At 39.1% G+C, this 24,039-nt stretch carries 17 protein-coding genes and 1 pseudogene; 6 read left to right on the top strand and 12 right to left on the bottom strand.

The features are described from left to right. Positions 1 to 68 precede the first annotated feature (68 nt). The 4 genes and pseudogenes from EWM59_RS28745 to EWM59_RS00730 form a co-directional block, all read left to right on the top strand. Positions 69 to 545 (top strand): annotated as a pseudogene (locus EWM59_RS28745) (AraC family ligand binding domain-containing protein); the annotation flags it as partial. 251 nt (positions 546 to 796) lie between these two features. Further along, on the top strand, positions 797 to 1,018 hold the full coding sequence (locus EWM59_RS28740) for a helix-turn-helix transcriptional regulator (protein ID WP_130019027.1): 222 nt from the start codon (positions 797 to 799) through the stop codon (positions 1,016 to 1,018). Between the two features lie 164 nt (positions 1,019 to 1,182). Continuing rightward, positions 1,183 to 1,314 (top strand): hypothetical protein, encoded by a 132-nt coding sequence (locus tag EWM59_RS28525; RefSeq protein ID WP_262709080.1) that lies wholly within the window; start codon positions 1,183 to 1,185, stop codon positions 1,312 to 1,314. A 53-nt stretch (positions 1,315 to 1,367) separates the two neighbouring features. Further along, positions 1,368 to 3,803: a TonB-dependent receptor gene (locus EWM59_RS00730; protein WP_130019026.1), complete on the top strand. Its 2,436-nt coding sequence runs from the start codon at positions 1,368 to 1,370 to the stop codon at positions 3,801 to 3,803. Positions 3,804 to 3,851: 48 nt separating this feature from the next. Here EWM59_RS00730 and EWM59_RS00725 read toward each other — a convergent pair whose 3' ends face one another. From EWM59_RS00725 to EWM59_RS00700, 6 genes are all read right to left on the bottom strand, one after another. Further along, complete coding sequence (locus EWM59_RS00725) at positions 3,852 to 5,297, bottom strand: efflux transporter outer membrane subunit (RefSeq protein ID WP_165372072.1); 1,446 nt, start codon at positions 5,295 to 5,297, stop codon at positions 3,852 to 3,854. Beyond that, positions 5,284 to 8,436: an efflux RND transporter permease subunit gene (locus tag EWM59_RS00720; RefSeq protein WP_130019024.1), complete on the bottom strand. Its 3,153-nt coding sequence runs from the start codon at positions 8,434 to 8,436 to the stop codon at positions 5,284 to 5,286. Before EWM59_RS00720 ends, EWM59_RS00725 begins: the two co-directional genes overlap by 14 nt. Positions 8,437 to 8,447: 11 nt before the next feature. Next, on the bottom strand, positions 8,448 to 9,584 hold the full coding sequence (locus EWM59_RS00715; protein WP_130019023.1) for an efflux RND transporter periplasmic adaptor subunit: 1,137 nt from the start codon (positions 9,582 to 9,584) through the stop codon (positions 8,448 to 8,450). 269 nt (positions 9,585 to 9,853) lie between these two features. Beyond that, positions 9,854 to 10,261, bottom strand: a complete 408-nt coding sequence (locus tag EWM59_RS00710) for a hypothetical protein (RefSeq protein ID WP_130019022.1) — start codon at positions 10,259 to 10,261, stop codon at positions 9,854 to 9,856. A 164-nt stretch (positions 10,262 to 10,425) separates the two neighbouring features. Further along, positions 10,426 to 12,072, bottom strand: coding sequence for an alpha-glucan family phosphorylase (gene glgP / locus EWM59_RS00705; protein ID WP_130019021.1), 1,647 nt, complete (start codon positions 12,070 to 12,072; stop codon positions 10,426 to 10,428). Between the two features lie 113 nt (positions 12,073 to 12,185). Further along, complete coding sequence (locus EWM59_RS00700; RefSeq protein ID WP_130019020.1) at positions 12,186 to 13,436, bottom strand: glutamate-5-semialdehyde dehydrogenase; 1,251 nt, start codon at positions 13,434 to 13,436, stop codon at positions 12,186 to 12,188. A 92-nt stretch (positions 13,437 to 13,528) separates the two neighbouring features. Between EWM59_RS00700 and EWM59_RS00695 the strand changes: the two genes are divergently transcribed. Next, on the top strand, positions 13,529 to 15,013 hold the full coding sequence (locus tag EWM59_RS00695; protein WP_130019019.1) for a DUF4301 family protein: 1,485 nt from the start codon (positions 13,529 to 13,531) through the stop codon (positions 15,011 to 15,013). Between the two features lie 3 nt (positions 15,014 to 15,016). After that, positions 15,017 to 16,111, top strand: a complete 1,095-nt coding sequence (locus EWM59_RS00690) for a phosphotransferase family protein (RefSeq protein WP_130019018.1) — start codon at positions 15,017 to 15,019, stop codon at positions 16,109 to 16,111. 65 nt (positions 16,112 to 16,176) lie between these two features. On the opposite strand, the gene EWM59_RS00685 is transcribed toward EWM59_RS00690, so the two are convergent. From EWM59_RS00685 to EWM59_RS00660, 6 genes are all read right to left on the bottom strand, one after another. Next, a complete protein-coding gene (locus EWM59_RS00685) occupies positions 16,177 to 17,589 on the bottom strand; it encodes a tetratricopeptide repeat protein (protein ID WP_130019017.1) in 1,413 nt (470 codons plus the stop codon). Positions 17,590 to 17,856: 267 nt separating this feature from the next. Next, positions 17,857 to 18,858, bottom strand: coding sequence for an SDR family NAD(P)-dependent oxidoreductase (locus tag EWM59_RS00680; RefSeq protein ID WP_130019016.1), 1,002 nt, complete (start codon positions 18,856 to 18,858; stop codon positions 17,857 to 17,859). Between the two features lie 176 nt (positions 18,859 to 19,034). Then, the gene (locus EWM59_RS00675) at positions 19,035 to 19,493 is read right to left on the bottom strand and encodes a DUF5606 family protein (RefSeq protein WP_130019015.1); all 459 of its coding nucleotides are present in this window, start codon (positions 19,491 to 19,493) and stop codon (positions 19,035 to 19,037) included. Positions 19,494 to 19,775: 282 nt separating this feature from the next. Then, a complete protein-coding gene (yihA, locus tag EWM59_RS00670) occupies positions 19,776 to 20,378 on the bottom strand; it encodes a ribosome biogenesis GTP-binding protein YihA/YsxC (RefSeq protein WP_130019014.1) in 603 nt (200 codons plus the stop codon). 160 nt (positions 20,379 to 20,538) lie between these two features. Further along, positions 20,539 to 22,308 (bottom strand): signal peptide peptidase SppA, encoded by a 1,770-nt coding sequence (sppA, locus tag EWM59_RS00665; protein ID WP_130019013.1) that lies wholly within the window; start codon positions 22,306 to 22,308, stop codon positions 20,539 to 20,541. Between the two features lie 249 nt (positions 22,309 to 22,557). Beyond that, a complete protein-coding gene (locus EWM59_RS00660) occupies positions 22,558 to 23,952 on the bottom strand; it encodes an MBL fold metallo-hydrolase (RefSeq protein WP_130019012.1) in 1,395 nt (464 codons plus the stop codon). Positions 23,953 to 24,039 lie beyond the last annotated feature (87 nt).

The raw sequence follows: 24,039 nt of genomic DNA, 5'->3' as shown, positions 1-24,039 counted from the left end.
AGAGGGTAGATTTTTAGAACCTCCAAAACACTCTTCAATGATAATAACCTTTTATCAAAAAACCGCTAATGAAAAGCAAAAATCGCTTTTTCTTTGAAGAAAATTATGAAAAAGCTATTTGTTACCTAATGATTCATTTATTCAACGAACATAGCAATACCCTTGATGTCATCAGAATTAATCAGCATTCGTTGATTTTCTCTTCATTAAAAGAATACCATCAACCTGCTAAATCAGAGGGTTTTGCTATTAAATATGTAGTGGAGGGTGTAGAAAGATATAAGCTCAATGGTAAAAATTATCCGATAACCACAGGGAAGTATTTACTTACCAACGATACTTATGAGGGCAACGTTGAAATAGAAAGTAACAGAAATGTGAAAGGGATTTGTATCAATATCAACCCTCAATTGATTACTGAAGTGCTGGCAAGTACTAAAAGAGCTGATACCGCTTTTACAGATAACGAATTAGGAAAATACTTTACATCAGTTCATTTTTTAGATAACCAATACACCGACACTCAAACACATCTGGGAGTTTTACTCAGAAATTTAACCAATCAGGTCTATAATAATGAAATAAGTAAAGAGGAGATTAGCACTGAGTTTTTCTATACAATTGCTGAAAAAATCATTCAGGATCAAGCACCTGTTTTTAAACAGTTACACGCCATTCCCGGTCTGAAACCCGCTACCAAAAAAGACTTATACCGACGACTACAAAGAGGAAAAGAATTTATAGATATTTTTTTACAAGCCCACTATCCATCGATGCTATTGCCCGAGAAGCCTATATGTCAGAGTATCATTTTTTCAGACTTTTTAAACTGGTATTCGGCCTTTCTCCTAACCAGTATCTTATTCAGAAACGACTGGAACATGGCCGGAATATTTTATTACAAGACAGATATTCGGTCTCTATAGCCGCCATAGAATCCGGTTTTTCAGATATTCATACTTTCAGCAAGTCTTTCAAAAAGCATTTTGGCGTTTCTCCTTCTCATTTTGCTAAATAACAAAAAGCATAAAAAACAGCCGTGAATTAATATGCTATGGGTAGATGTAGTGAAATTAGCAGGATTTGACAAATCACTTCTCAAATCATCAGGTAATTTTGGTGCTAAAAAAAGTCGCCCATAGCGGCAATCGTATCAATGTTACATACAAACACTTTACAATTATGAAAAAACAGGAATTACAACAATTAAAAATGCTCAAGTTTATGGTGCCACTGGTAATTATTGCTGGTATTATTTCAATTTTTAAAGCCGGATATGTAACAGGTCAATGGCTATTTGCTATTCTACATTAATCATCACAACCATACCAATTGTATTAAACCTATATTAAGCACACATACCAATTATGTATAAAAAGCTATTACTTTTCTCATTACTTACAACTGTAGTCAAAGCACAAAACGGAATTATCAAAGGTGTTATCAAAGGCGATAAAAATGAGGCAGTTGTTGGCGCCACTGTTATTTTATCAAAAAGTCAGCAGGGGAATATCGTAAAATCTTCCTTTACAGATGCAGAAGGTAAATTTGAGTTTGAGAAATTAAAATACGATACGCTTGAACTTGCCGTGAGTTTTGTAGGAATGAATAAATATACTTCGGGCAGAATTATTCTGAATGCACAAAACCCCTCTGTTGATTTAGGAAACATTACACTTACGAATGGAGCAAATGAGTTGCAAGAGGTAGCTGTAAAAGCGCAAAAAGCATTTGTAGTTCAGAAAATAGACCGTACGGTTATTAATCCGGAGGCACTGATAAGTAATGCAGGAGTAACTTCATTAGAGGTATTAGAGAAAGCACCGGGTGTTACTGTAGATGTCAATGGGAATATTTCATTGCGTAGAAAGGGTGGGGTAGTGGTATTTGTTGATGATAAACCCACGTATTTGTCAGCAGCCGACTTAGCGAATTATCTGCGTACAATTCCGTCTTCAAGCATTGACTCTATTGAAATTATGACAAACCCACCTGCTAAATACGATGCAGCAGGTAATTCGGGAGTTATTAATATACGATTGAAGAAGAACATTGCCAAGGGTATGAATGGCGGCTTGAATCTATCTTATGGACAAGGACGCTATATGCGAACCAACAATAGTTTTAACTTCAATTTTCGCCTCAATAAATTCAACTTCTTCTCTAACCTGAGTATTAATAAAAACAGTAGTTATCAGGATTTAACCATTACCCGTAAGTATTTTACAGAGCAAGGACAGTTGAATTCAACTTTTGTTCAGAACTCATATATCAGACCTACGAACAGAAGTCAGAATCTGAAATTAGGGCTTGACTATTATGTAACCAAAAAAACAACGCTGGGTATTGCTCTGAGTGGTTTTATTAATCCATCGAGCAGAAATCTGACCAATAATGCCACTATCAGGAACGGACAGAATGAAATAACAGGATTGGTAGAGGCATATAATCCAACAGATATTCTCTTTAAAAATGGCAGTGTAAACCTGAATATGACCCACCAGTTTGACACTAAAGGCAAAGAAATATCGGCAAACTTTGATAATATTGTCTATCAGTCAACCGTTGAACAGCGTCTTGAAAATAGCAACCTGAACCCTGAAAGAGAGCTGATTAACAAGAGTATTCTGGTGTCTAATCTACCCTCTGATATTAGTATCAGGGCTGCCAAGGTTGATTATATCAATCCGCTTACTAAAGGTGGCAGGATTGAAGCAGGTGCTAAAACAAGTTTTGTAAAGACCAGTAACATTGCCGACTTTAATGATGTGGTTGATAACCAGCAAATACCTAATTATACTTTCTCTAACAATTTTCAATACAAAGAGAATATCAATGCGGCTTATCTGAATTACTCGAGAGATTTTAAGAAAATTTCTGTTCAGGCAGGCTTACGTATAGAAAATACCAATATAGTGGGTAATCAGTTAGGGAATGTAGTGGTGAAAGACTCTTCATTTAAACGGAATTATACTAATCTTTTCCCTACTTTTTACACGCAATACAGGGTTGATTCTGCATCGAAACACGTAATAGGATTCTCGGTAGGCAGACGCATCGACCGCCCTAATTACAGGGATATGAATCCGTTTACTTATCCGATGGATAGATTTACTTATTATGGTGGTAACCCCTTTTTACAACCCACATTTTCTTATAATGTAGATTTGTCCTATACCTATAACAATTTCCTGACAACCACTTTGCAATATAGCCGGGCAGATAATGTGATTTCGGAAACCAACGAGCAGAGAGGGAATATTTATTATAGCCGTCCGGGTAATTTTGCTAAACAGGTTTCTTATGGGATTGAAGTGAACGGCAATTTTAAGATACAAAAATGGTGGACACTTCAGCTCTATACTTCGTTTCTTAATAACACATTCCAAAGCCCTGTTTATACCGAAATACTTAATGATTCTCGCTGGTACTGGGTAGTAGTACCCACCAACCAGTTTGTAATTAATAAAAAATGGAGTGCAGAGTTAGCAGGGTCTTATCAGACTAAAGTTTTATCAGGGCAATTTCTTGTGATACCAATCGGCTCTATCCGTGCAGGGGTATCAACAAAAATCATGAAAGACAAAGGTACATTGAGACTGAATGTAAACGACATATTCTATACCAATCAGGTTGGCGGAGATATCAGGAATATCAAAAATGCAGCCGCCAGTTGGTATAGTTATCTGGATACCCGGGTAGTAACCCTTTCTTTTGCTTATAGATTCAATAAAGGCCAAAACCTGAGAGTACGCCAGAATGGCGGTTCGGAAAGTGAGCAGAAGCGAGTAAAGGCTTCCTGATGAATATACATTAAAAAGGCTGTTCAATCCGAACAGCCTTTTTAATAATTAAATCACCGATTTCCAACCGCCGCCCAAGGCTCTGTAAAGCCCGATAACGGCATTGTATTGGCTCTTTCTTAAATTAATCAGTTCCATTTGCGCTTGTAAGGCATTTTTCTGCGCTGTTACTACTTCGAGATAAGTGGCTCTGCCAAATCGGAATAACTCAACAGAGGTATTAATTGTGCCTTTCAGCACCTCTACTTCTTTTGATTTCAATTCGTGAATTTCGTTGGTATTCTCAATCAGATTCAGATAATTATATACCTCTGTAAAACTATTTACGATGGTTCTTTTATAATTAGTATAAGCAATTTTTTGCTCGGCCTCTTCTGCCATCAGGTCGGCAATAAGTTGTCGCCTGTTTAGCAATGGGGCAAATAACCCTCCGGCAACACTATAAGCAAATGAACCCGGATTAAATAATACTGCAGCCCTGAATGCCTGCAAACCCATTGAACCATTGATATTGAGCGATGGATAAAAGGCAGCTTTGGCCGCATAAATGTCAGCATCGGCGGCTATTAAATCAAATTCTGCCTGTTTAATGTCAGGACGGTTTTCTAATAAAGCTGATGGTACTCCCGTCGCTAATTTAGGCGGAACGATGTTTTCCCAAGCCACAGTTCTGCGTTCAATAGTTTGTGGAAATCTGCCTAATAGAAAATTAATCCTATTTTCGTTTTCAATTATTTTCTGCTTTACTTCAATTTTTAATGATTGCGAACTCAATAACTGCGCACTCATCAGTTCAACGCCTAACTGGTTGGCTTCGCCTGCCTGTTTCAAAGCATTTACAATATCTAAGGCTCTTTGTTGCAGTTGAATATTATCATCTAATATTTTTTGTTCATTGTCTAAAATCAATAGCTGAAAATAAGCATCAGCAATATCGGAAACTAACGAAGTAACTATCAGGTTGCGACCGTATTCGCTGGCAATGAATCTGGCAGCGGCGGCTTTCTTTTTACTCTTGAGTTTTCCCCACAAATCTACTTCCCACGAAGATTGCAGACCTACAAAAAAATCAGGCACGTGTGGAGACGGCAATTGTTGCTTCTTGTCTAAATTGGTAGAAAACTGGGTATCATAATTACCCACCCCATCAATGGTATAATTACCAAACTTGCGGCTTCCGACACTTAGTGCAGCCGATAAGTCGGGCATATCAATGCCTTGCGTAAAACGCACTCCTGCACGGGCCAATTCAATATTCTGCAGGGCTACCTGAAGGTCGAAATTGTTTTTTAAAGCGGTATCTATCAGCGCCACCAGCATAGGGTCTGCAAAGAAATCCTGCATACTGGCTAACTGGATAGTGGTTGAGTCGGTTCTGGCACTAAACTTTTGTGGGATAGCTACAGCTTTACGCTGTGGTACATTTTCCTTTAGCTTACAGCCACCCAAAAAAATTATACAGACAAAAATGCAAATATATTTAAGCTTCAACATAGACTTCTTCAGTAGTTTTTTTCGTTTTTTTCTTTCGTTTAAATTTGCCTGCAAAGATGACATACAGCCCCGGAATGATAATAACGCCAAAGATGGTTCCGAATAGCATACCTCCGGCAGCAGCAGTGCCGATGGTTTTATTACCGATGGCTCCGGCACCCGAAGCAAACATCAATGGAATCAAACCAGCTACGAAGGCAAAAGAGGTCATCAGGATAGGTCTGAAACGGGCTACTGCACCCCCTATGGCAGCTTTAAGCAGGGTTTTGCCTTCTTTTTGCTGCAATACCGCAAACTCAACAATAAGAATGGCATTCTTACCTAATAGCCCTATGAGCATAACCATAGCTACCTGTGCATAAATATTGTTTTCTAAACCAAACAGATAAAGAAAAAACAAAGAGCCAAATACCCCCACGGGTAATGAAAGGATAACAGGTAACGGAAGCATGAAACTCTCATACTGAGCCGCTAAAAGCAGGTAAACAAACAAGAGACAGATAATAAAAATATAGACTACCTGATTGCCCGAAAGCACCTCTTCACGGGTCATACCTGACCATTCGTAAGTATATCCGCGAGGAAGTTTTTCTTTAGCTACTTCTTCAATAGCTCTGATGGCATCACCACTACTATACCCTGCGGCTGCTTCTCCGTTAAGCATGGCAGATACATACATATTGTAGCGGGTTAGCTGCTCGGGGCCATACACACGTTCTATCCGGCTAAAGATAGCATAAGGTACCATTTCTCCGTTTTTATTCTTGATACGCAGTTTCATGATGTCTTCGGGCTGGGCACGGTATTTCGGGTCAGCCTGTATCATTACTTTATACATTTGCCCGAACAAAATGAAGTTGGTAGAATAATAACTACCTATCAACGACTGGAGGTTACTCATGGCAGCATCTACCGAAATTCCTTTCTTTGCTGCCATATCCTGGTCCACATGAATCAGGTATTGAGGAAAATTAGGATTGAAACTCGAAAATACCTCTTTTATTTCAGGGCGTTTTTTGAGTTCTTCCATAAACTCATCGGCTACCTTTGCTGTATTCTGCAAGTTACCCGAGCCTGTTTTATCAAGCAAACGAACCTCGAAACCGCTGGCATTTCCGAAGCCGGGTACTGCCGGAGGAGGGAAGAACTGTATTTCGGCATCTTTAATATGCTTGGTTTTTTCAACCATCTGTGCAATAATATCGTTGGCAGTAGCTTCACGGTCTTTCCATGCTTTCAGGTTTATGGTACTCATGCCAAACGAAGCTCCCACACCATCGGTCATCATACTGAAGCCTGACAAACTGGAAATAGATTCTACCTCGGGTAACTTCTGCGCAATCCTGTCGATTTCGTTCATTACTTCTTCCGTACGCTCAAGCGTTGCACCTACCGGTGTAGTTACATTAGCGTAGATAGTTCCCTGGTCTTCGGTAGGAATAAAACTGGTTGGTAATACTTTGCCTATGCCCCAGGTGCCTATACAGAAAGCCACTAATACGAGTACTGTTACCAAACGGCGGTTAGCAATCAAACTTAAAAGGCTTTTATATCGGTCAGATAGTTTATCGTAACCCTGGTTAAATTTATCAAAGAACCGGGTCAGAAAATTGTTTTTCTTGGCTTCTGTATGCGGGTTTTTGAGCATAATTGCACATAGGGCAGGGGTCAGAGTCAAGGCATTTACGCCGGAAATAACGATGGAAATGGCCATTGTAACCGAGAACTGCCGATAAAATACACCCACAGGACCTGATAAAAATGCTACAGGCACAAACACAGCCGACATTACTAATGTAATGGCAATGATGGCACTGCTGATTTCACCCATCGATTCTATGGTAGCTTCTTTCGGGCCTAAGTGTTTTTCTTCCATCTTGGCATGCACCCCTTCTACTACCACAATGGCGTTATCGACCACAATACCGATAGCCAATACTAATGCAAACAGAGTAAGCAGGTTAATAGAAAAGCCAAATAACTGCATAAAAGCAAAGGTACCTACTAAAGAAACAGGTACCGCCAGTACCGGAATAAGCGTAGAACGGAAGTCTTGCAGAAACAGGAATACCACAATAGCTACCAATATAAATGCCTCGATAAGGGTCTTAATAACTTCATGGATAGAAGCATCAAGGAATCTTGAAACGTCATAACTGATAGTATAAGTCATGCCGGGCGGAAAAGTCGTTTCTTTCAGGAAATTCAGACGGGACTTAATATTGGCAATTACCTCGCTGGCATTAGAGCCCGGTCGTTGTTTCAATACAATGGCGGCAGAAGGTTTACCGTTTTCTTTCGATAATACGTCATAATCTAAAGAACCAAACTCTAAATCAGCTACATCTTTCAGGCGAAGCATTTCGCCATTGTCAGATACCTTGATCACAATATTTTCATATTGCTCTTTGGTAGTCATTTTACCTGTGTAGCGCAATACATACTGGAGCGATTGAGGAGTACGACCTGAACTCTCACCAATTTTACCGGGAGCTGCTTCTACGTTCTGGGCTCTTAAGGCCTGAATAATATCTTCGGCCGATATTTCATAAGCATCCATACGGGCTGGTTTCAGCCATACGCGCATGGCATATTCACGAGAACCCATAATATCCACAAAACCTACGCCATCAATCCGTTTAAGCTCGGCTAATATGTTTATGTCAGCAAAGTTATAGATAAATTTTTCGTCTAAAGAGGTATCATCACTGATAAGGTTGATATACATCAGCATACTATTTACCTCTTTTTCGGTCGATACCCCGGCCTTGATGACTTCTTCGGGAAGTTCGTCCAATACCGTAGTAACCCTGTTCTGCACATTTACTGCGGCTACATCGGGGTCGGTACCTACTTCAAAATATACCTGTATAATACTGGTTCCGTCGTTACCTGAAACCGAAGTCATATAGGTCATTCCCGGCACCCCGTTAATGGCTCTTTCCAAGGGGGTAACTACCGCTTTGGCACATACTTCGGCATTGGCACCGGTATATTTGGTTATTACTGAAACGGCCGGAGGGGCAATGTCAGGATATTGTGTGATTGGCAGGCCAATCATGGCTAAAACCCCTAAGAGTACTATAAAGATGGATATAACCAACGATAGTACCGGTCGGTTGATAAAATTTGTAAACATACTAATGAGGATTATCTTGAGGCTTCGTTAGCCGCAAATTCTTTCGATATTTCGTTCATTTCCACAAATTGCGGGTCAACGGTCATGCCGTCTTTGATATTCTGAATGCCTTCGTAAATAATTTTATCGTCAGGTGATAAACCCGAGTCTATGATATAATAATGAGGCATACGGCTATTAGTAGTAATAGCTTTAGATTTAACCCTGTTGCTTTTGTCAATTACATACACATACATTTTATCCTGAATCTCAAAAGTGGCTTTCTGAGGGATAATCAAAGCGTTTTTGTATTTTCTCAAAAGACGTATCTTACCGCTGGCACCATGTTTCAGTATCTTTTCAGGATTGCTGAATCTGGCACGGAAAGCAATATTACCTGTGCTTGGCTCTATTTCACCCTCAGTGGTTTCAATCTTTCCTTTAAATGGATGTTCTTCACCATTGGCTAATATCAGTGTTACATTTTTCGATTGTTCAGCATCTGTTTTCAGATTAGAAGCATAGTTGAGATATTCTTTTTCTGAAACATCGAAATAAGCAAATACTTCATCATTTTTAGAGATACTGGTCAGTAGCGTACCGTCTTCCATCAGACTTCCGGTTTTGTTTGGAATACGATTGATAATGCCACTGAATGGCGCTTTAACCTGTGTGTAAGTCAATTGTATTTTGGCAAATGTTTCGTTGGCTTGGGCTTCTTCTACTTTTGCTTTGGCTAACTCAACTTTATTTTTTGCCATTTCAAGCTCAGTATTTGAAATAACATTTTTGTCTACCAGATGCTTTACATTTTTTAATGCCAGTTCTGCCGCTTTCAGTTCTGTAACCGTACTTTTCAGAATAGCGGTAGCTTTTACAATATTTTCATTCAACTCCTGGTTGTTAATGGTAAATAGTAGTTGTCCTTGTTTCACATATTTACCTTCATCTATATATATATGGTCTAAATACCCTTTGACCCTTGCTCTGATTTCGACATTCTGAACAGCATTGATTTCTGCTACATAGTCAATTGGCAATGTGGTATCAATTGCAATAGGAGACGTTACAGGAAATTTTTCCATTTCCTGTACTTGCTTCTCGTCTTTATCGGAGGAGCAGGAAGATGCCAGAATAAGCATCGAAAGTGTAAGTGTAAGATTTTTCATAAAATTTCTCTTTGGTATGATTCGTAAAAGACAGACTGTCAAGGACTTAGAATAAATTTATTGTTAATAAATTCTTAATCCAAGTAATTCTTTGAAAGTCAATTTCTTTTATTGGAATCGTACAATGAATAGATATAGCAGCAGCCCGACAAGGACTTTGCCTATTGAAAAAATAACATTTTTGTGAGAAGCTATAGCGTATTTGATAAAATGAACCTTCTATCCGCAAAGATTTCTTTGCAGAAAGAAAAATACATGATAAAATACACTTAAGCGAGCAAACGCATTTGCTCAGGAGGGGGAGTGTTGAGGCCTAAATATACTTCGTGTATATTAGAGGCGGAAAAAATAGCTTCTTTACTGTGAGTAAACTCAATCATGACGGGTCTGAACAAATTAGAGCCAACGCAGGCTTCTACTTCCTCAGCACCAAACACTTGTGTTTCCAAAGAACAATTATCCTCTAAGCTAATATCTAAACACTGTTCTGTATTATTTACAGCTAATTCATAAATCCGGATACCTTCGGATATAAACTGCCTGCAAATAAAACAGAACATTAGTATCAATAAAAAATACACTTTTAAAGCTATTTTTTTCTTAAGCACTAACATTGTGTTTTCTTTAGAAAAGGATATTAAGACAAATATATATATAAACAACTGAAGTTCAGCCATTGGTTCAACTAAATAGCGAATTTTCTCTATCAATCAGCGAATTTACTCGACCAAATTATTTTTCATGTATATACACGGCACAAAGATAAACACTTGTAAAAAAGCAAGAGGTTTTACGAAAAATATAGTCGTAAAACCTCTCAGTTACATTAAAATATTACAAATCAATACACTTTTTCGTAGTATTCTGTCGCCATTCGGTCTGAATCAAAAAAGGCATTTACATCGTTCATGCTTTGGAGAGCCATCTTCTGCCATTCTGCCTGGTTATCATAATACATAGGCAGAATCTTGTATTCGAGTATATCAAGTAAGTTGCTGATGTCGGTATTATCTCTTTCCCATTCAGGGTAGCTGGGGGCTACCGGAACTACAAAAGAGTTCTGGTCATTGGCAAACTCACATATCCAACCGTCAAATGTTGAGAAATTCAACGAGGCATTCATGGCAGCAGTCATACCGCTCGTACCTGATGCTTCACGGGTTACTATTGGGGTATTCAGCCACACATCAGACCCATCTTTAAGGGTTTTTGATAAAGCTAACTCATAACCTGTCAGCACTGCCATATTTGGGAACAGGTGGCTCAGGTAATATAACTGATTAAATATAGTGATAGCTCCGCCATCGAAAGGATAAGGCTTGCCCGCCCAGATAAACTGAATTGGGTAACGGGTATTACGCATAATTCTTTCAAAACGCTCACGGTCTCTTGTCAATAAGTCAGGTCTTTTATAAGCCGCAAAACGTCTGGCCCATACAATAGTCAGCACATTGGGGTCAAATAATTTCCCCGACTGGTCAGCTACTGTTTTAAATAGCGTTGCTTTAAGCTCTTTTTTACGGGTAGCTATTTTCTTGAGGTCTGATTTTTTGCGTGCTTTTTCTAATTCTTCATCTACCCAGTAAAGGCTGTTCTGTGCATTGGTTACATGAGTAATCGGAGCTACACCGCTATGCCCACTCCACATGGTTCTTGATACATCGCCGTGTAATTTTGAAACCGCATTTGCTTTTTTACTGAAACGAAGGGCTACCAATGAATGATTAAAGATATTGTCTTTGATACCTGTAATTTTTCGGATTTCAGTCAGAGGAATATCATTAAAGAAATTCATACTCGCCAGCAGGTTGATGTCGTGTTTGTCGTTACCCGCTTCCTCAGGGGTATGGGTAGTAAATACTACTTGTTTTTTGATGTCGGCTACCTTGCCCAGCTTCTTGTATAAATGAAAAACCCCTGAAACTGCGTGTGCTTCGTTGAAATGATAAATATCAGGCTGATAATTAAGTTCGTCTAAGAGTTTCATGCCTCCAAGACCCAATATCATACATTGAGCTACTTTGATTGACGAATCTACATCATATAAATGATAAGACAACGAGCGAGCCCAGCTATCGTTGCCCTCGGTATCGGTTGTCAGGAAAAACATAGGTACTGAGCCGAAGGTTTTTGGAGGAAGAAAATAAGCCGCAACCCAGACCGGGCGGTTCTGAATAGTAAGCTGAAAGCGGATACCTGTGTCTTTAATAAAGCTATACATTTTCTCCCGAAACTGTACTGCCATACTGTTATCGGCATTACGGGTCTGGTCATAATACCCGTATTTCCACAACATACCTATGCCTATCAGGTTTTGTTTTAATTCATAGGCGCTTCTCATATGAGAACCAGCCAGAAAACCAAGTCCACCCGAATACGTTTTTAATGATTGGTCTATGGCAAATTCCATAGAGAAGTAAACAACAGATTTTTTGAATTTTGAAGCGAAAGGGTAAGGATGAGCATACTGCTCAGGCAAATTCTTCATAAGCGATCATAGGTTTGTGTGGAACAAAAGTAAAACTTTCTATGGATTTATTTATGTATAACAACCCTTAGTCTGGTTTTGTCTTTATTTATGAAGAAATTTCTTTCATAATCTTACCATCTTACCTGCCCGCTACCTGTTACCACCCATTTTTCGGTTACTAATTTTTCTAAGGCAAAAGGCCCTCTGGCATGTAGTTTCTGCGTAGAAATGCCAATTTCAGCACCCAAACCAAACTGACCACCATCGGTAAAACGGGTAGAGGCGTTATGATAAACAGCCGCTGCATCAACCTCTGATAAAAACTGATTAGCTAATGCCTCATTCTCGGTCAGAATAGCTTCTGAATGTCGGGATGAGTATTGTTGAATATGCGTTAAGGCTTCGTCAATGCCATGCACGGTTTTAACAGATATTTTATAATCTAACCATTCTTTGCCAAAGTCTTCTGGTTGGGCTTCATGTAGTTTTTCATATCCGGCCTTTTCCAAAACAGCGTAGGCAGGGGCATCGGCATACACTTCTACATTCCATTTATGAAAGTCCTCAATCAGCATCGGTAAAAAATCATTGATGATGGCTTCATCAACAATGGCACAATCAAGCGAATTACATACTGACGGGCGGGATACACGGGCATTGACAATAATATCTTTTGCCATGGCTAAATCGGCAGTCTTTTCAATATAAGTATGTACTACACCTGCGCCTGTTTCAATGGTAGGAATCAGAGAGTTCTGACGGACATATTGTATCAAAGAATCAGAGCCTCTCGGAATAATAATATCTACAAAACGGGTGGCTTTCAGTAATTCTTCTGTAAACTTCCGGTCGGTAGGTAAGAGTAATACTACCTCTTTGGCTATGCCAGCTTCTTCTAAAGCCTGATGGATTAAACTCACCAGACATTGATTAGAGAAATAGGCTTCTTTGCCACCTTTTAATACACAGGCATTGCCTGAGCGTAGGCATAAGGAAGCCACATCAATGGTTACATTCGGACGAGATTCGTAAATTACTCCTACAACTCCCATTGGAACGGCTACTTTTTTAACAGTCAGCCCATTGTCAAGGTGTTTTTCAAGCAATAGCTGGCCTGTAGGGTCAGGTAGTAAAGCTACTTCTCTCAGCGAATCAGCTAAACTCTGAATCCGATTTTCATTCAATAGCAGACGGTCGTATTTGGGGTCGGCTTTATCCATCAGGTCTAAGTCTTTTTTGTTTTCAGCCATAATCAACGCTTTTGATTCTTCAATCAAAACTGCTAACTGATTCAATAACTGGCTTTTTTGTTCGCCCGATAAGTTTCTGATACCTGCCGATGCCTGTTGGGTAGCCTGAAGAAGAGAAAGAATGCTATTCATAATAAATCACCCCGAAGTATTGCCTTGATTCTAATTTTTTGTAAAATTACATCGCAATAATCACAATCAAAAGTATAAAAACAACAAGTGCTATGTTCATCGAAAAAGACCTTGACAAAATAAAGGTTCGTGGGGCAAACCTCGAAACTATTGAGCAGCAGATAGAAAACTTTAAAAAAGGTTTTCCGTATCTGAATGTAATCAAAGCTGCGACTATTGGCGATGGCATTATCGCACTCTCTGACTCACAGGCAGGTAAGTATGCCAAATACTTTGATGAAAGAGCCAAGAAACTGAAATTATTAAAATTTGTGCCCGCCTCAGGAGCAGCTACCCGCATGTTCAAATCCCTGTTTTCGGCAAAAGATGAGGGAAAACTGGATAAATCGGTCAATGAATTTCTGGAACGCCTGAAAGATTTTGCATTTTATGATAAGCTAATCAAATCTATCGGGTCAGAATCCGCAGATTACCAGACGGTTTTAGAGTACCTGCTTACTGATAAAGGATTAGACTATGGCAATTTACCTAAAGGCTTGTTGCATTTTCATCAGTATGGTAAAGCGGCTCGCACACCCGTAGAAGAGCATCTGGTAGAAGGAGCTAAATATGCCAATAGTAATGGCAAAGTGAAACTACATTTTACAGTTTCGCCCGAGCATAGAAAAAGATTTAAAGCATTGATTGATTCGGTTTTGCCTACCTATGAAGCCAAGCATAAGGTAAAGTATAGCATCAGTTTTTCTGAGCAAAAACCTTCTACCGATACTATTGCGGTAAATATGGATAATACCCCGTTCCGCACAGGTAGTGATGATTTACTTTTCCGTCCTGCCGGGCACGGGGCATTGCTGGAAAACCTGAATGAGCAGGAAGCAGATATTATCTTTATTAAAAATGTAGATAATGTAGTGCCTGACAGATTGAAGAAGAAAACCATTTTATACAAAAAGGCATTGGCAGGTTTGCTATTAGACTATCAGGAAAAGATATTTTCTTACTTGAGAAAATTGTATAATGATGAAGTAGATGAAAAACTACTGAAAGAGATACTGAATTTTCTTGAAACCAAACTCTGTACATTGCCGCCTGATGGGTTTGGCAGTTACTCGGTTGATGCGAAGATGGATTATTGTAAACGAAAGCTGAATCGTCCGATCCGCTTGTGTGGCATGGTAAAAAATGTAGGCGAACCGGGAGGGGGGCCTTTCTGGGCAAAAGACCCTGACAGTTCAGTGTCATTACAGGTGGTAGAGTCGGCGCAGATTGATTTGGGCAATCCGCAACAAAAAGAAATTTTCGATAAAGCCACTCACTTTAATCCGGTAGATTTGATATGTTCCGTAAAAGATTATAAGGGCAATAAATTCAATCTGTTGCATTATCGTGACCCACAGACAGGCTTTATTACGCAAAAATCACAAAGTGGCAAAGACCTGAAAGCACAGGAATTACCAGGGCTATGGAATGGTGCAATGTCAGACTGGAATACGCTTTTTGTAGAGGTACCGCTCATTACATTTAACCCTGTGAAAACGGTTAATGATTTATTGAGGAACGAGCACCAACCAGCGTAAGCAATGATTGCTATTAAAATAGATTCTCCTACTACTATCAGACAGGGTGAAGAAATTGACAGGGCAAAGCTGAATGATTTTATTAAGTCAGCTTTACCTGATTTTGAGTCTGTTATTGAAATTAGTCAGTTTCCTGGTGGATATTCTAACCTTACTTATCTACTAAAGACAGCCAATAAGGCTTATGTTTTGCGTAGACCACCTTTTGGCGCAAAAGACATTAAAGGTGGGCATGATATGGGTCGGGAATATAAGATACTAAGTGCGCTACAAACGAGTGGTTATCAAAAAATCCCTAAGCCTGTTATTTTTACTGAAGATGAAGCGGTGATGGGCTGCCCGTTTTATATCATGGAAAGAGTAGAGGGCATTATTCTACGGGCAAAAGATGCACCGAAGTTAATAGATAATGTCAGCCCTGAAATGATGCGAAAAATGTCAGAGGCTTTGTGTGATAATCTGGTTGAATTGCATGCCATTGCAATTGAAGTAACAGACGGGCAACAGCCTGCGCTAATCAGCATAGGCAAACCGGAAGGATATATTCAAAGGCAGGTAGAGGGCTGGCATAAACGTTATCTGGCTTCGCAGACAGATGAGATTCCGGCTTTGGATAATCTGGCGAACTGGCTAAAAACTCATTTGCCTGCTGAGGGTAAACCCACGCTGATTCATAATGATTATAAGTATGATAATATGGTGCTGAATGCCAATGATTGGTCTGATATATTAGCAGTGTTAGATTGGGAAATGACAACCGTAGGAGATCCACTAATGGATTTAGGTACTACGCTATCTTACTGGGCAGAGGCTAATGATGGTATGTTTGAAAAAGGATTTAATCTGTCATGGCTGCCGGGGAATCTTACCCGTCAGGAATTTGCTGAACGCTATGCCGAAAAGAGTGGGAGAGATGTATCGAACATTCTGTATTTCTATGTTTTCGGGCTTTTTAAAAACTCGGTAGTGATTCAGCAGATATATAGCCGATACAAAAAAGGATTAACGACAGACGAGCGTTTTGCTGATTTGATTTATGGCGTAAAAGCCTTATCGAAGAAGGGCGTTAATTCGGTGGATAAGGGAAAAATGTTATAGTATACTTTGTGGCAAAAATGATTCTATAAACAAATAGGGCTTTGAGATTTCTCAAAGCCCTGTTTTTATTTGTATTGCTCTATAATCCGGAAGAGTGCCTTTTGCGTATTCAGGTTCGGAAAGAAGTCATACACCTGCGTATGCGCATCGTAATTAAGTGTTAAACCCGATTCAAGATACTGATATGCTTCGTTGAAACTTCCGTCTAAAATCAGATATACGGCGGCTCGGTAATATAAATCTGCTTCTTCCGGTATTTCGGTAATGGCATCATACATAATCTCAAAGGCCTTGGTATATTCACCATTCTCGAAGAAAAGTAAAGACCAACTTAGCCAGATGTCGGGGTTTTTAGGGTCAAGTCTCATGGCATGGCTGTAAGCCTCATTGCTTGATAAGAAATTTCCCAATTTCGCTTCTGTATCAGCTAATAAAAGCCAGTAATCTGAATTGCCTTCGTTAAGTTTGATGGCTTTTTGTGAAAAATGTATGCTTTCGTACCAACGATTCAACTCATACAAAGCCGAACCCATACCAAACCAGGCTTCGTCCCAGGTTTCGTCTAAATTAACAGCTTCATTGTAGTATTTATAGGCTTCTTCATATTGTTCCAGTTTCTCACAGGCTACGCCAAGATGCGTATAAACCTCAGCCGTAGGTTTTTCATTCTTCAATACATTCAGGTAACATTCTTTGGCATCCAGATGGTTTTCCAGATTAATATAAGTATATGCCAGATTGAACCAACCCGAAGCAAATTTTTCATTGATAGTTACCGAATAATCGTAAGCATAAGCCGCATCTTTATGATTATTCAGCCTGCCGTGTACCATACCCAAAGCAAACCAGGCAAGGTATGAATAAGGGTTATTATCGACTAACTCCTGAAAGTAGGATACGTTTTCGTCTAATTTACTAAGTTGCTCTAGGCAAAAAACCAGTTCATAAAAAGCTATTTCTTCATTAAACTGATACTTGATAGCTTTTTTATAGAAATGGGCCGCCTCTTCAAATTTCTGCCAGTTCTGATACGTTTGTGCGAGTTGAAAATATACCGACTCTTTTTCTTCCGACATCAGCAAGGCTTCTCTTAAATGCTCAATGGCTTCTTCGTAACTACCCATGAGGTTACAGATAACCCCTCGCATATAAGTGATTTCGTTGTCAGACGGATTAAAAGTAGATGCTTTGTCGAGTACTTCCATCGCTTCGTCAAACTGTTCATAATTGGCATGAATCTGTGCTTGGTCCAGAAGGAGGTCAAGTGAGTAGGGATACTGTTGAAGTCCCATTTGACAGGCTTGCATAGCCATCTCCCATTTTCCGGTCAGAAGATAGTACTCAGATAGTTGTTCATAGGTTTCTTCATCGAAGAAGACCGTTTCTTGGCTTTTGAGCATTCCTTCAAAACGTTCAACAGTAGCTTTTACATCTGCGTCATCGAAGTTTTCGAATCGGTCGCTGAATTCGTGTTGCATGTAAGATTACCCAAAGTTTTTACGGCCCTACCATAGGACGGTAATTATATTATCTGCTCGGGGCGGTCTTAATTTTTTATAAACCGCTTTAAATAAAGATTTTAAAGTGTTTTCAATTAAAAGCACGCAATCCCACACAAATATTTCTCTTAATTATGATTCAATATAAGTATTTTTTAGCAAATGTCAAGGATTTCTTCCAATAAATTTCTGTAGGCTGTCAGTGCTGATAAGAGCGACTATTATACGTTATTCTACTAAAAAAAATCAATGATTCTTTAATAAAAACATACTTACGCGCCGAATGGTTTCGTCGAAATCGGTAAACTTAAACTGGAGAGATTGAAGAATTTTATCGTTTTTATAAATAAACTTCATCAATGAGTTTTTGGCTGTTTCTTTGGTAATAAGTGGTGCTTTTCCGGTAATAAAAGACCTGACGGCTTCAATGCGCCAGATAATTTCAGTTAATACAGGTGAAACCTTCTGTCTGGGAGGTTTTTTATTAAACAGTTTAGCAACTTTTTCAAAGAACTCCCTATAGCTTACAGTGCCACCGTTTAAGATAAATCTTTCACCTTCAATATCTGAAATCATTAGCTGATAAATGGCCTCAATGACATCTTTTACATCTACATAGTTCATATTGCCTTCGCTATAAAACCGATGCTCGTCATAGGCATATTTAAAAAGCTGGGTACTACTTTTAGTCCAGTCACTTTCTCCTAAAATAACCGACGGATTAACAATCACCACAGGTAGCCCTTCAGCTTTACCCCGCCAAACTTCTAATTCAGAAAGATACTTGGTTTTGGCGTAGTTTGAATTAACAGGAGAGTCTTCCCACTTCTGGTCTTCGTCAATAACGGTATCAACAGCAGATAATTTCAACGGTACATTGGGTTTGCCCAAAGCAGCAATAGAACTGATATGACAAAGTTTTTTTACTCCTTTCATCAAACACACATTTACTACATTGGCTGTACCTTCTACGTTGGTCTTGTACATCCGGTCTTTGTCTTTAGGGGCATAAGACACTACAGCAGCCGAATGAACTACCCAATCAACCCTATCTAATACCTGCTCTAAAGAAACAATGTCTAATATGTCTCCTTCAACGATGGTTATTTTTGAGGCAATATCTTTAAGTGCAGATAAGTCGCTTCCTGCACGGCACAAGGCCAGTACTTCAAATCCTGCCTCTACAAATCTTTTAGCAGTGGCGCTTCCCAGCAGTCCGTTAGCACCTGTAATAAGAATACGGTTCATAATTTCATTGTGGTGCGAATGTCCCGTTCGCATACTTTTACACAAAGGTAACAGCAAAACCACTAAAAAAAAGTGCTAAAGTTTTATAACAGGTAAATACAAGCACCTAAGCCTAAACAAAAAATCCCTGATTGAATGAGTTATCCAATCAGGGACTATATAAAGAGTCAGGTATTTCAGGCTTCTGCTTTTGTTTCTTCCGCTACTGGTTCAGTTGCTTCTTCTGCCGCAGGAGCAGTGAATACTTCCGGCATGTATTTTGACAGCACATTGTACCAGCCAATGATTTTCTTAATGTCTGATGGATATACCTTCTGACGGTCAAAATCAGGCATTATCTGTGCAAAGAAATCAAAGAACTGATTGTTTGAAAAGTTTTTATAACCATCTTCCACCGTTTCGCCGTGTAATTCACGGATTTTCAGGAAAATATCTGAAAGCGGGATAGATTTGTTCTGGTCTTCGGTATAAATCGAAATATCTTTTAAAACAGAAACACGTGCATTGGCACTTACCATTTCACGTTGTTTCTTATCGTCAAGCGTTTCTACGATTACGCCACCACGACCAGGCTTTAAAATTTTATACAATCCACTTTTTCCCGAGATATGGGCAATGTCTCTTAATAATTCCATCTGATAAATAAAGTAAGCTTTATGAGTGGCAATGGTCTTGCCAGTTTGGTAAATTGTTGGATAAATTTAGAAACGGTTTAAGTTAAATTTTTAGAATCAAAATGAGCTATTTTTTGCAAAGACAAGGAACTAAAACCGCAGTTTAGCAGAGCTAAATGAGGATTTTAGTAACGCAGTATTTGTGAAAAATAGACATTTTGAACTAAATTAAGATTGACTTAAACCGTTTCTTACACTGATAGCTTTGCTAATCAACGATTCATACAAGTGCAAAATTATAAATTATTTTTTAAAAGACTGATTTAAGTCATCTATTGCTTTCAATAATTCTTCACGGCCTATTCTTTTTTCAGAAGAAGTAACAAAATAAGGAGGAACCTTGCTCCAGGTCATTAGCATTGTTTTTTTAAATAAATCAATGTTTTGCTCTGCTGTAACTTTGCCTACTTTATCAGCTTTGGTAAATATAAGATAGAAAGGAATGCCTTTTTCGCCCAACGCATCAATAAAGTTCAAATCAACTGTCTGTGGTTCAATGCGTATATCAATCAGCACAAATACGCACATCAGGTTTTCTCTGTTTGCGAGATAATCCCATATCATCTTATCCCATTTTTCACGCTCGGCTTTGGGTGCTTTGGCAAAACCGTAGCCGGGCAAATCTACCAAGAACCAGTTATTATTGATTATGAAGTGGTTAATCAACTGTGTTTTACCGGGGGTCTGAGAGGTTTTGGCTAAGTTTTTATTAGCTGTGAGCATATTAATCAAAGACGATTTGCCCACATTTGACCGGCCGATAAAGGCATATTCAGGCAACAAAGGCTTAGGGCTTTTGCGGTAATCAGAGGCGCTTTGAACAAATTTTGCTTCGGTGAGTTTCATACTGTTTTCTAATTCAGACAATCATAATTGATTGTATTTTTTCTCTTTTGTAAGCAACAGCTACAAAAAAAGAAGAGAGAATAAAGCGCAAAGGTAGCACTTTTTTCTCTCTTCTTGTGGTTTTATTGTCTGGGCTTATGCTTGGCCCATCTCTGTATAATTATTTTATCTCCAATTCAAACGGCATTCTGGCCTGTAGTTTATCCATGCTTTGAAGCGTTTTTATTTGCTTGGCAAATGGGGCAAGGCTACCTAAATATGCCCTTACTTTTTCTTCTTCCTGGTCTTTACCAAACTTATCGAATATTGCTGCAAAACCTGATTTCTGAATCGGATAATATTTTACTCGATACTCATCATCTTTTAGTTTAGCTTTTTTGGCCGCAATCTTAATGGCATCGTCTAAACCACCCAGTACATCAACTAAGCCATTGGCTTTGGCCTGCGTGCCTGTCCATACTCTACCACCTGCAAGAGATTTTAATTGCTCTACACTCATGCGGCGGCCTTTGGCTGCTTTGGCTGTAAACGTTTCGTAGCCATGATTGACACTGTTCTGAATCTTCATTTTTTCGGCATCGCTCATGGTACGTGTAGCCGATGGGAAATCAGAGAATTTATGTGAACCCACAGCATCGAAAGTAATGCCTAATTTCTGGTTCATCAGGGTTTCAACATTGAAAATCATTCCGAAAATACCGATAGAACCGGTAATAGTAGTCGGACGAGCCACAATCGTATCGCACGACATGGCCATATAATAACCACCCGAAGCCGCATAATCACCCATAGAGGCAATCACAGGTTTTACTTTCTTGGTTAGTTCAACTTCTCTCCACATCACATCAGATGCCAGTGAGCTACCACCACCCGAGTTGATTCTTAATACAATGGCTTTTACTTTTGAATCGTTACGTGCCTTTTGTAATTCTTTTACGATTTTATCAGAGCCGATACTCCCTTCTTCGCCTTCGCCTGTTACAATATCACCTTCGCCTACAATCACGGCAATTCTTTTAGAAAGACTGCCTTCTTTTACATATTTTTCAGCTTTCAGATATTTATTTAGCGTAACATAGTCAATTTTCTTGTCTTTCTCTAAACCTATCTCATGGCGGAGTGCCTGCTCAAACTCATCCCAGTAGCCTGTGTTTGTAATCAGTTTATATTTTACAGCATCACCGGGTTCTTGAATTAAAGCGCCATTCAGTATATTGTTCAGGTCTGTCATCGGGATATTTCTTGCCTGTGAAATATCACCATAGAAGCGTGCTGCAATGTCGTTGATAAACGATTGAGTCTGCTCACGGTTGGCATCGCTCATATTGGTTCTGAAAAATGGCTCAACGGCACTTTTATATTCACCTACTCTGAAAATCTCAGGTTTTACGCCAATTTTTTCAAACAAGCCTTTCATAAAAGTATATTTGGCGTTCAAACCATTAAAATCTAATCCGCCACTTGGGGTTAAATAACTTTTATCCGCTACTGAAGATAGATAAACCGAGCCTTCAGACATGATTTCAGCATACGAATACACAAACTTTTTAGATTTCTTGAAATCAATCAGATAACTTCTGATTTCTTCTAAAGTAGCAAAACCTGCAGCCGGATACTCGGCGTGTAGGTAAATACCCTTGATATTCGGGTCGAGCTTGGCATTCGCAATGGCTTCTTTGATTTGAGGTAAGCCCAATCGACCGGGACCACGACCACCTGACAGCAGTTCAGTGAATGGGTCTTTCTGAGGAATGTTTTCTGTAATTACTTGATTAAGGTCTATTTTTAGAACAGAGTTTTTTGACACAAAAGTTTTTTCATCAGCACTCGACATGATAGAGCCAATACCTACTAAAATGAAGAAACAAACCACGAAAAACAAGAATAGCCCAACGATTGTCGCAAAGACGTATTTCAAAAATTGTAACATAAGTTATAAAACGGTATAGTTAATTAGAGTTCAAAGCTGATAAAATGGGTTCAGGATATAAAATAAACAGCAGTTTGACGCTTAGGTTTAAATATAATAGTACCCAAATTGTTCTAATAGACAAAAGTATGTGTATATGCAGTAATATGTATCAATATTTCGATAAACGGTAGAAGTTTTAGCTAAGAGGAAATTTGAGAGGATAAGAAAAAGGCACTTATACAAAAGAAGAGTATAGGTGCCTTATTTTTAATAAGAAGAAACCAGGTCGGACGTAGGTAAATGCTGCTTGATGGCACCTATACCGCCCTCGACATTCACTACATTATCGAAACCTCTTGATTTTAAGATTGAGGCTGCAATCATAGAGCGATAGCCTCCTGCACAATGAATATAATTAGTAGCTTTCTTTGAGAATCCGGCCATATTTTCACTGATGTATGCTAAAGGTATGTTTTCGGCATTTACTAAATGTTCGGCCTCAAATTCTGTATTTTTACGAACATCTATTACTGTAACATCTCCCTCAATGTAGATTTTACGAAATTCTTGCGGAGAGATAGATTCAATACTATCTGTCTCTTTTCCTGCCGCTTTCCATGCTTCTATTCCTCCGGCTAAATATCCTAAGATATTATCATAACCTACTCTTGATAAACGGGTAATTACTTCTGTTTCCAGACCTGCATCTGCTACAAAGAGAATAGGTTGCTGAATATCTGTAATAAGCGTACCGACCCAGGGAGCAAAATCACCTTTAATACCAATATTGATGCTATTAGGTATAAAGCCATCTTTAAAGTCAGAAGCCGGACGTGTATCTAAAATGATGGCTCCGGTTTCATTGGCTGCTACTTCAAAAGCCTCTGGTGAAAGTGCCTGAAGACCAGACTCCATCACACTCTCTAAACTGGCAGAGCCTGTTTTGTTCAGTTGTACGTTTTTCGGAAAATAATAGGGTGGGGGTGTTAACCCATCAGTTACGGCTTTGATAAAATCTTCTTTGCTTTGTTCCTGCAACGCATAGTTTACCTCTTTCTGATGCCCTAACGAATCGAAAGTTTCTTTACTCATATTCTTGCCACAAGCCGAACCTGCGCCATGAGCCGGATAGACAATGATATGGTTGGGTAGAGGCAGAATTTTACTTCTTAAAGAGTCATACAAATAGCCTGCTAAATCCTGCACGGTCAGATTTGATTTCTGTGCAAGGTCAGGGCGGCCTACATCGCCAATGAACAACGTATCGCCTGTGAAAATACAGTATTCTTTTCCATTCTCATCAAACAATAAATAGCAGGAAGATTCCATTGTATGCCCGGGCGTATGCAGAACTTTTATTTTGATTTTGCCTACTTCAAACACCTGTTCATCAGTTGCAATAATACTCTCAAAGGCAGGGTTAGCATGAGGACCATATACGATAGGGGCATTGGTTTTTTGCGAAAGCTCGACATGACCAGAAACAAAATCTGCATGAAAATGGGTCTCAAAAATGTATTTGACAGTAGCCCCGTTTTTCTTTGCTTTATTGATATAAGTATTTACTTCTCGTAACGGGTCAATAATGGCAGCTTCTCCGTCTGATTCAATATAATAGGCGCCTTGTGCCAGACAGCCCGTGTAGATTTGTTCGACTTTCATGTTTGTTGATGCAATGTTCGTTGATTTTCCAACGTGAAATTATGAAAAAATGTTCATGAAATTCTTACCACGGAGTAACACGGAGTC

This window comes from Emticicia agri, from assembly GCF_004168285.1.
Taxonomy (GTDB): Bacteria; Bacteroidota; Bacteroidia; order Cytophagales; family Spirosomataceae; genus Emticicia; species Emticicia agri.
This window is presented reverse-complemented; position numbering and strand designations above follow the sequence as displayed.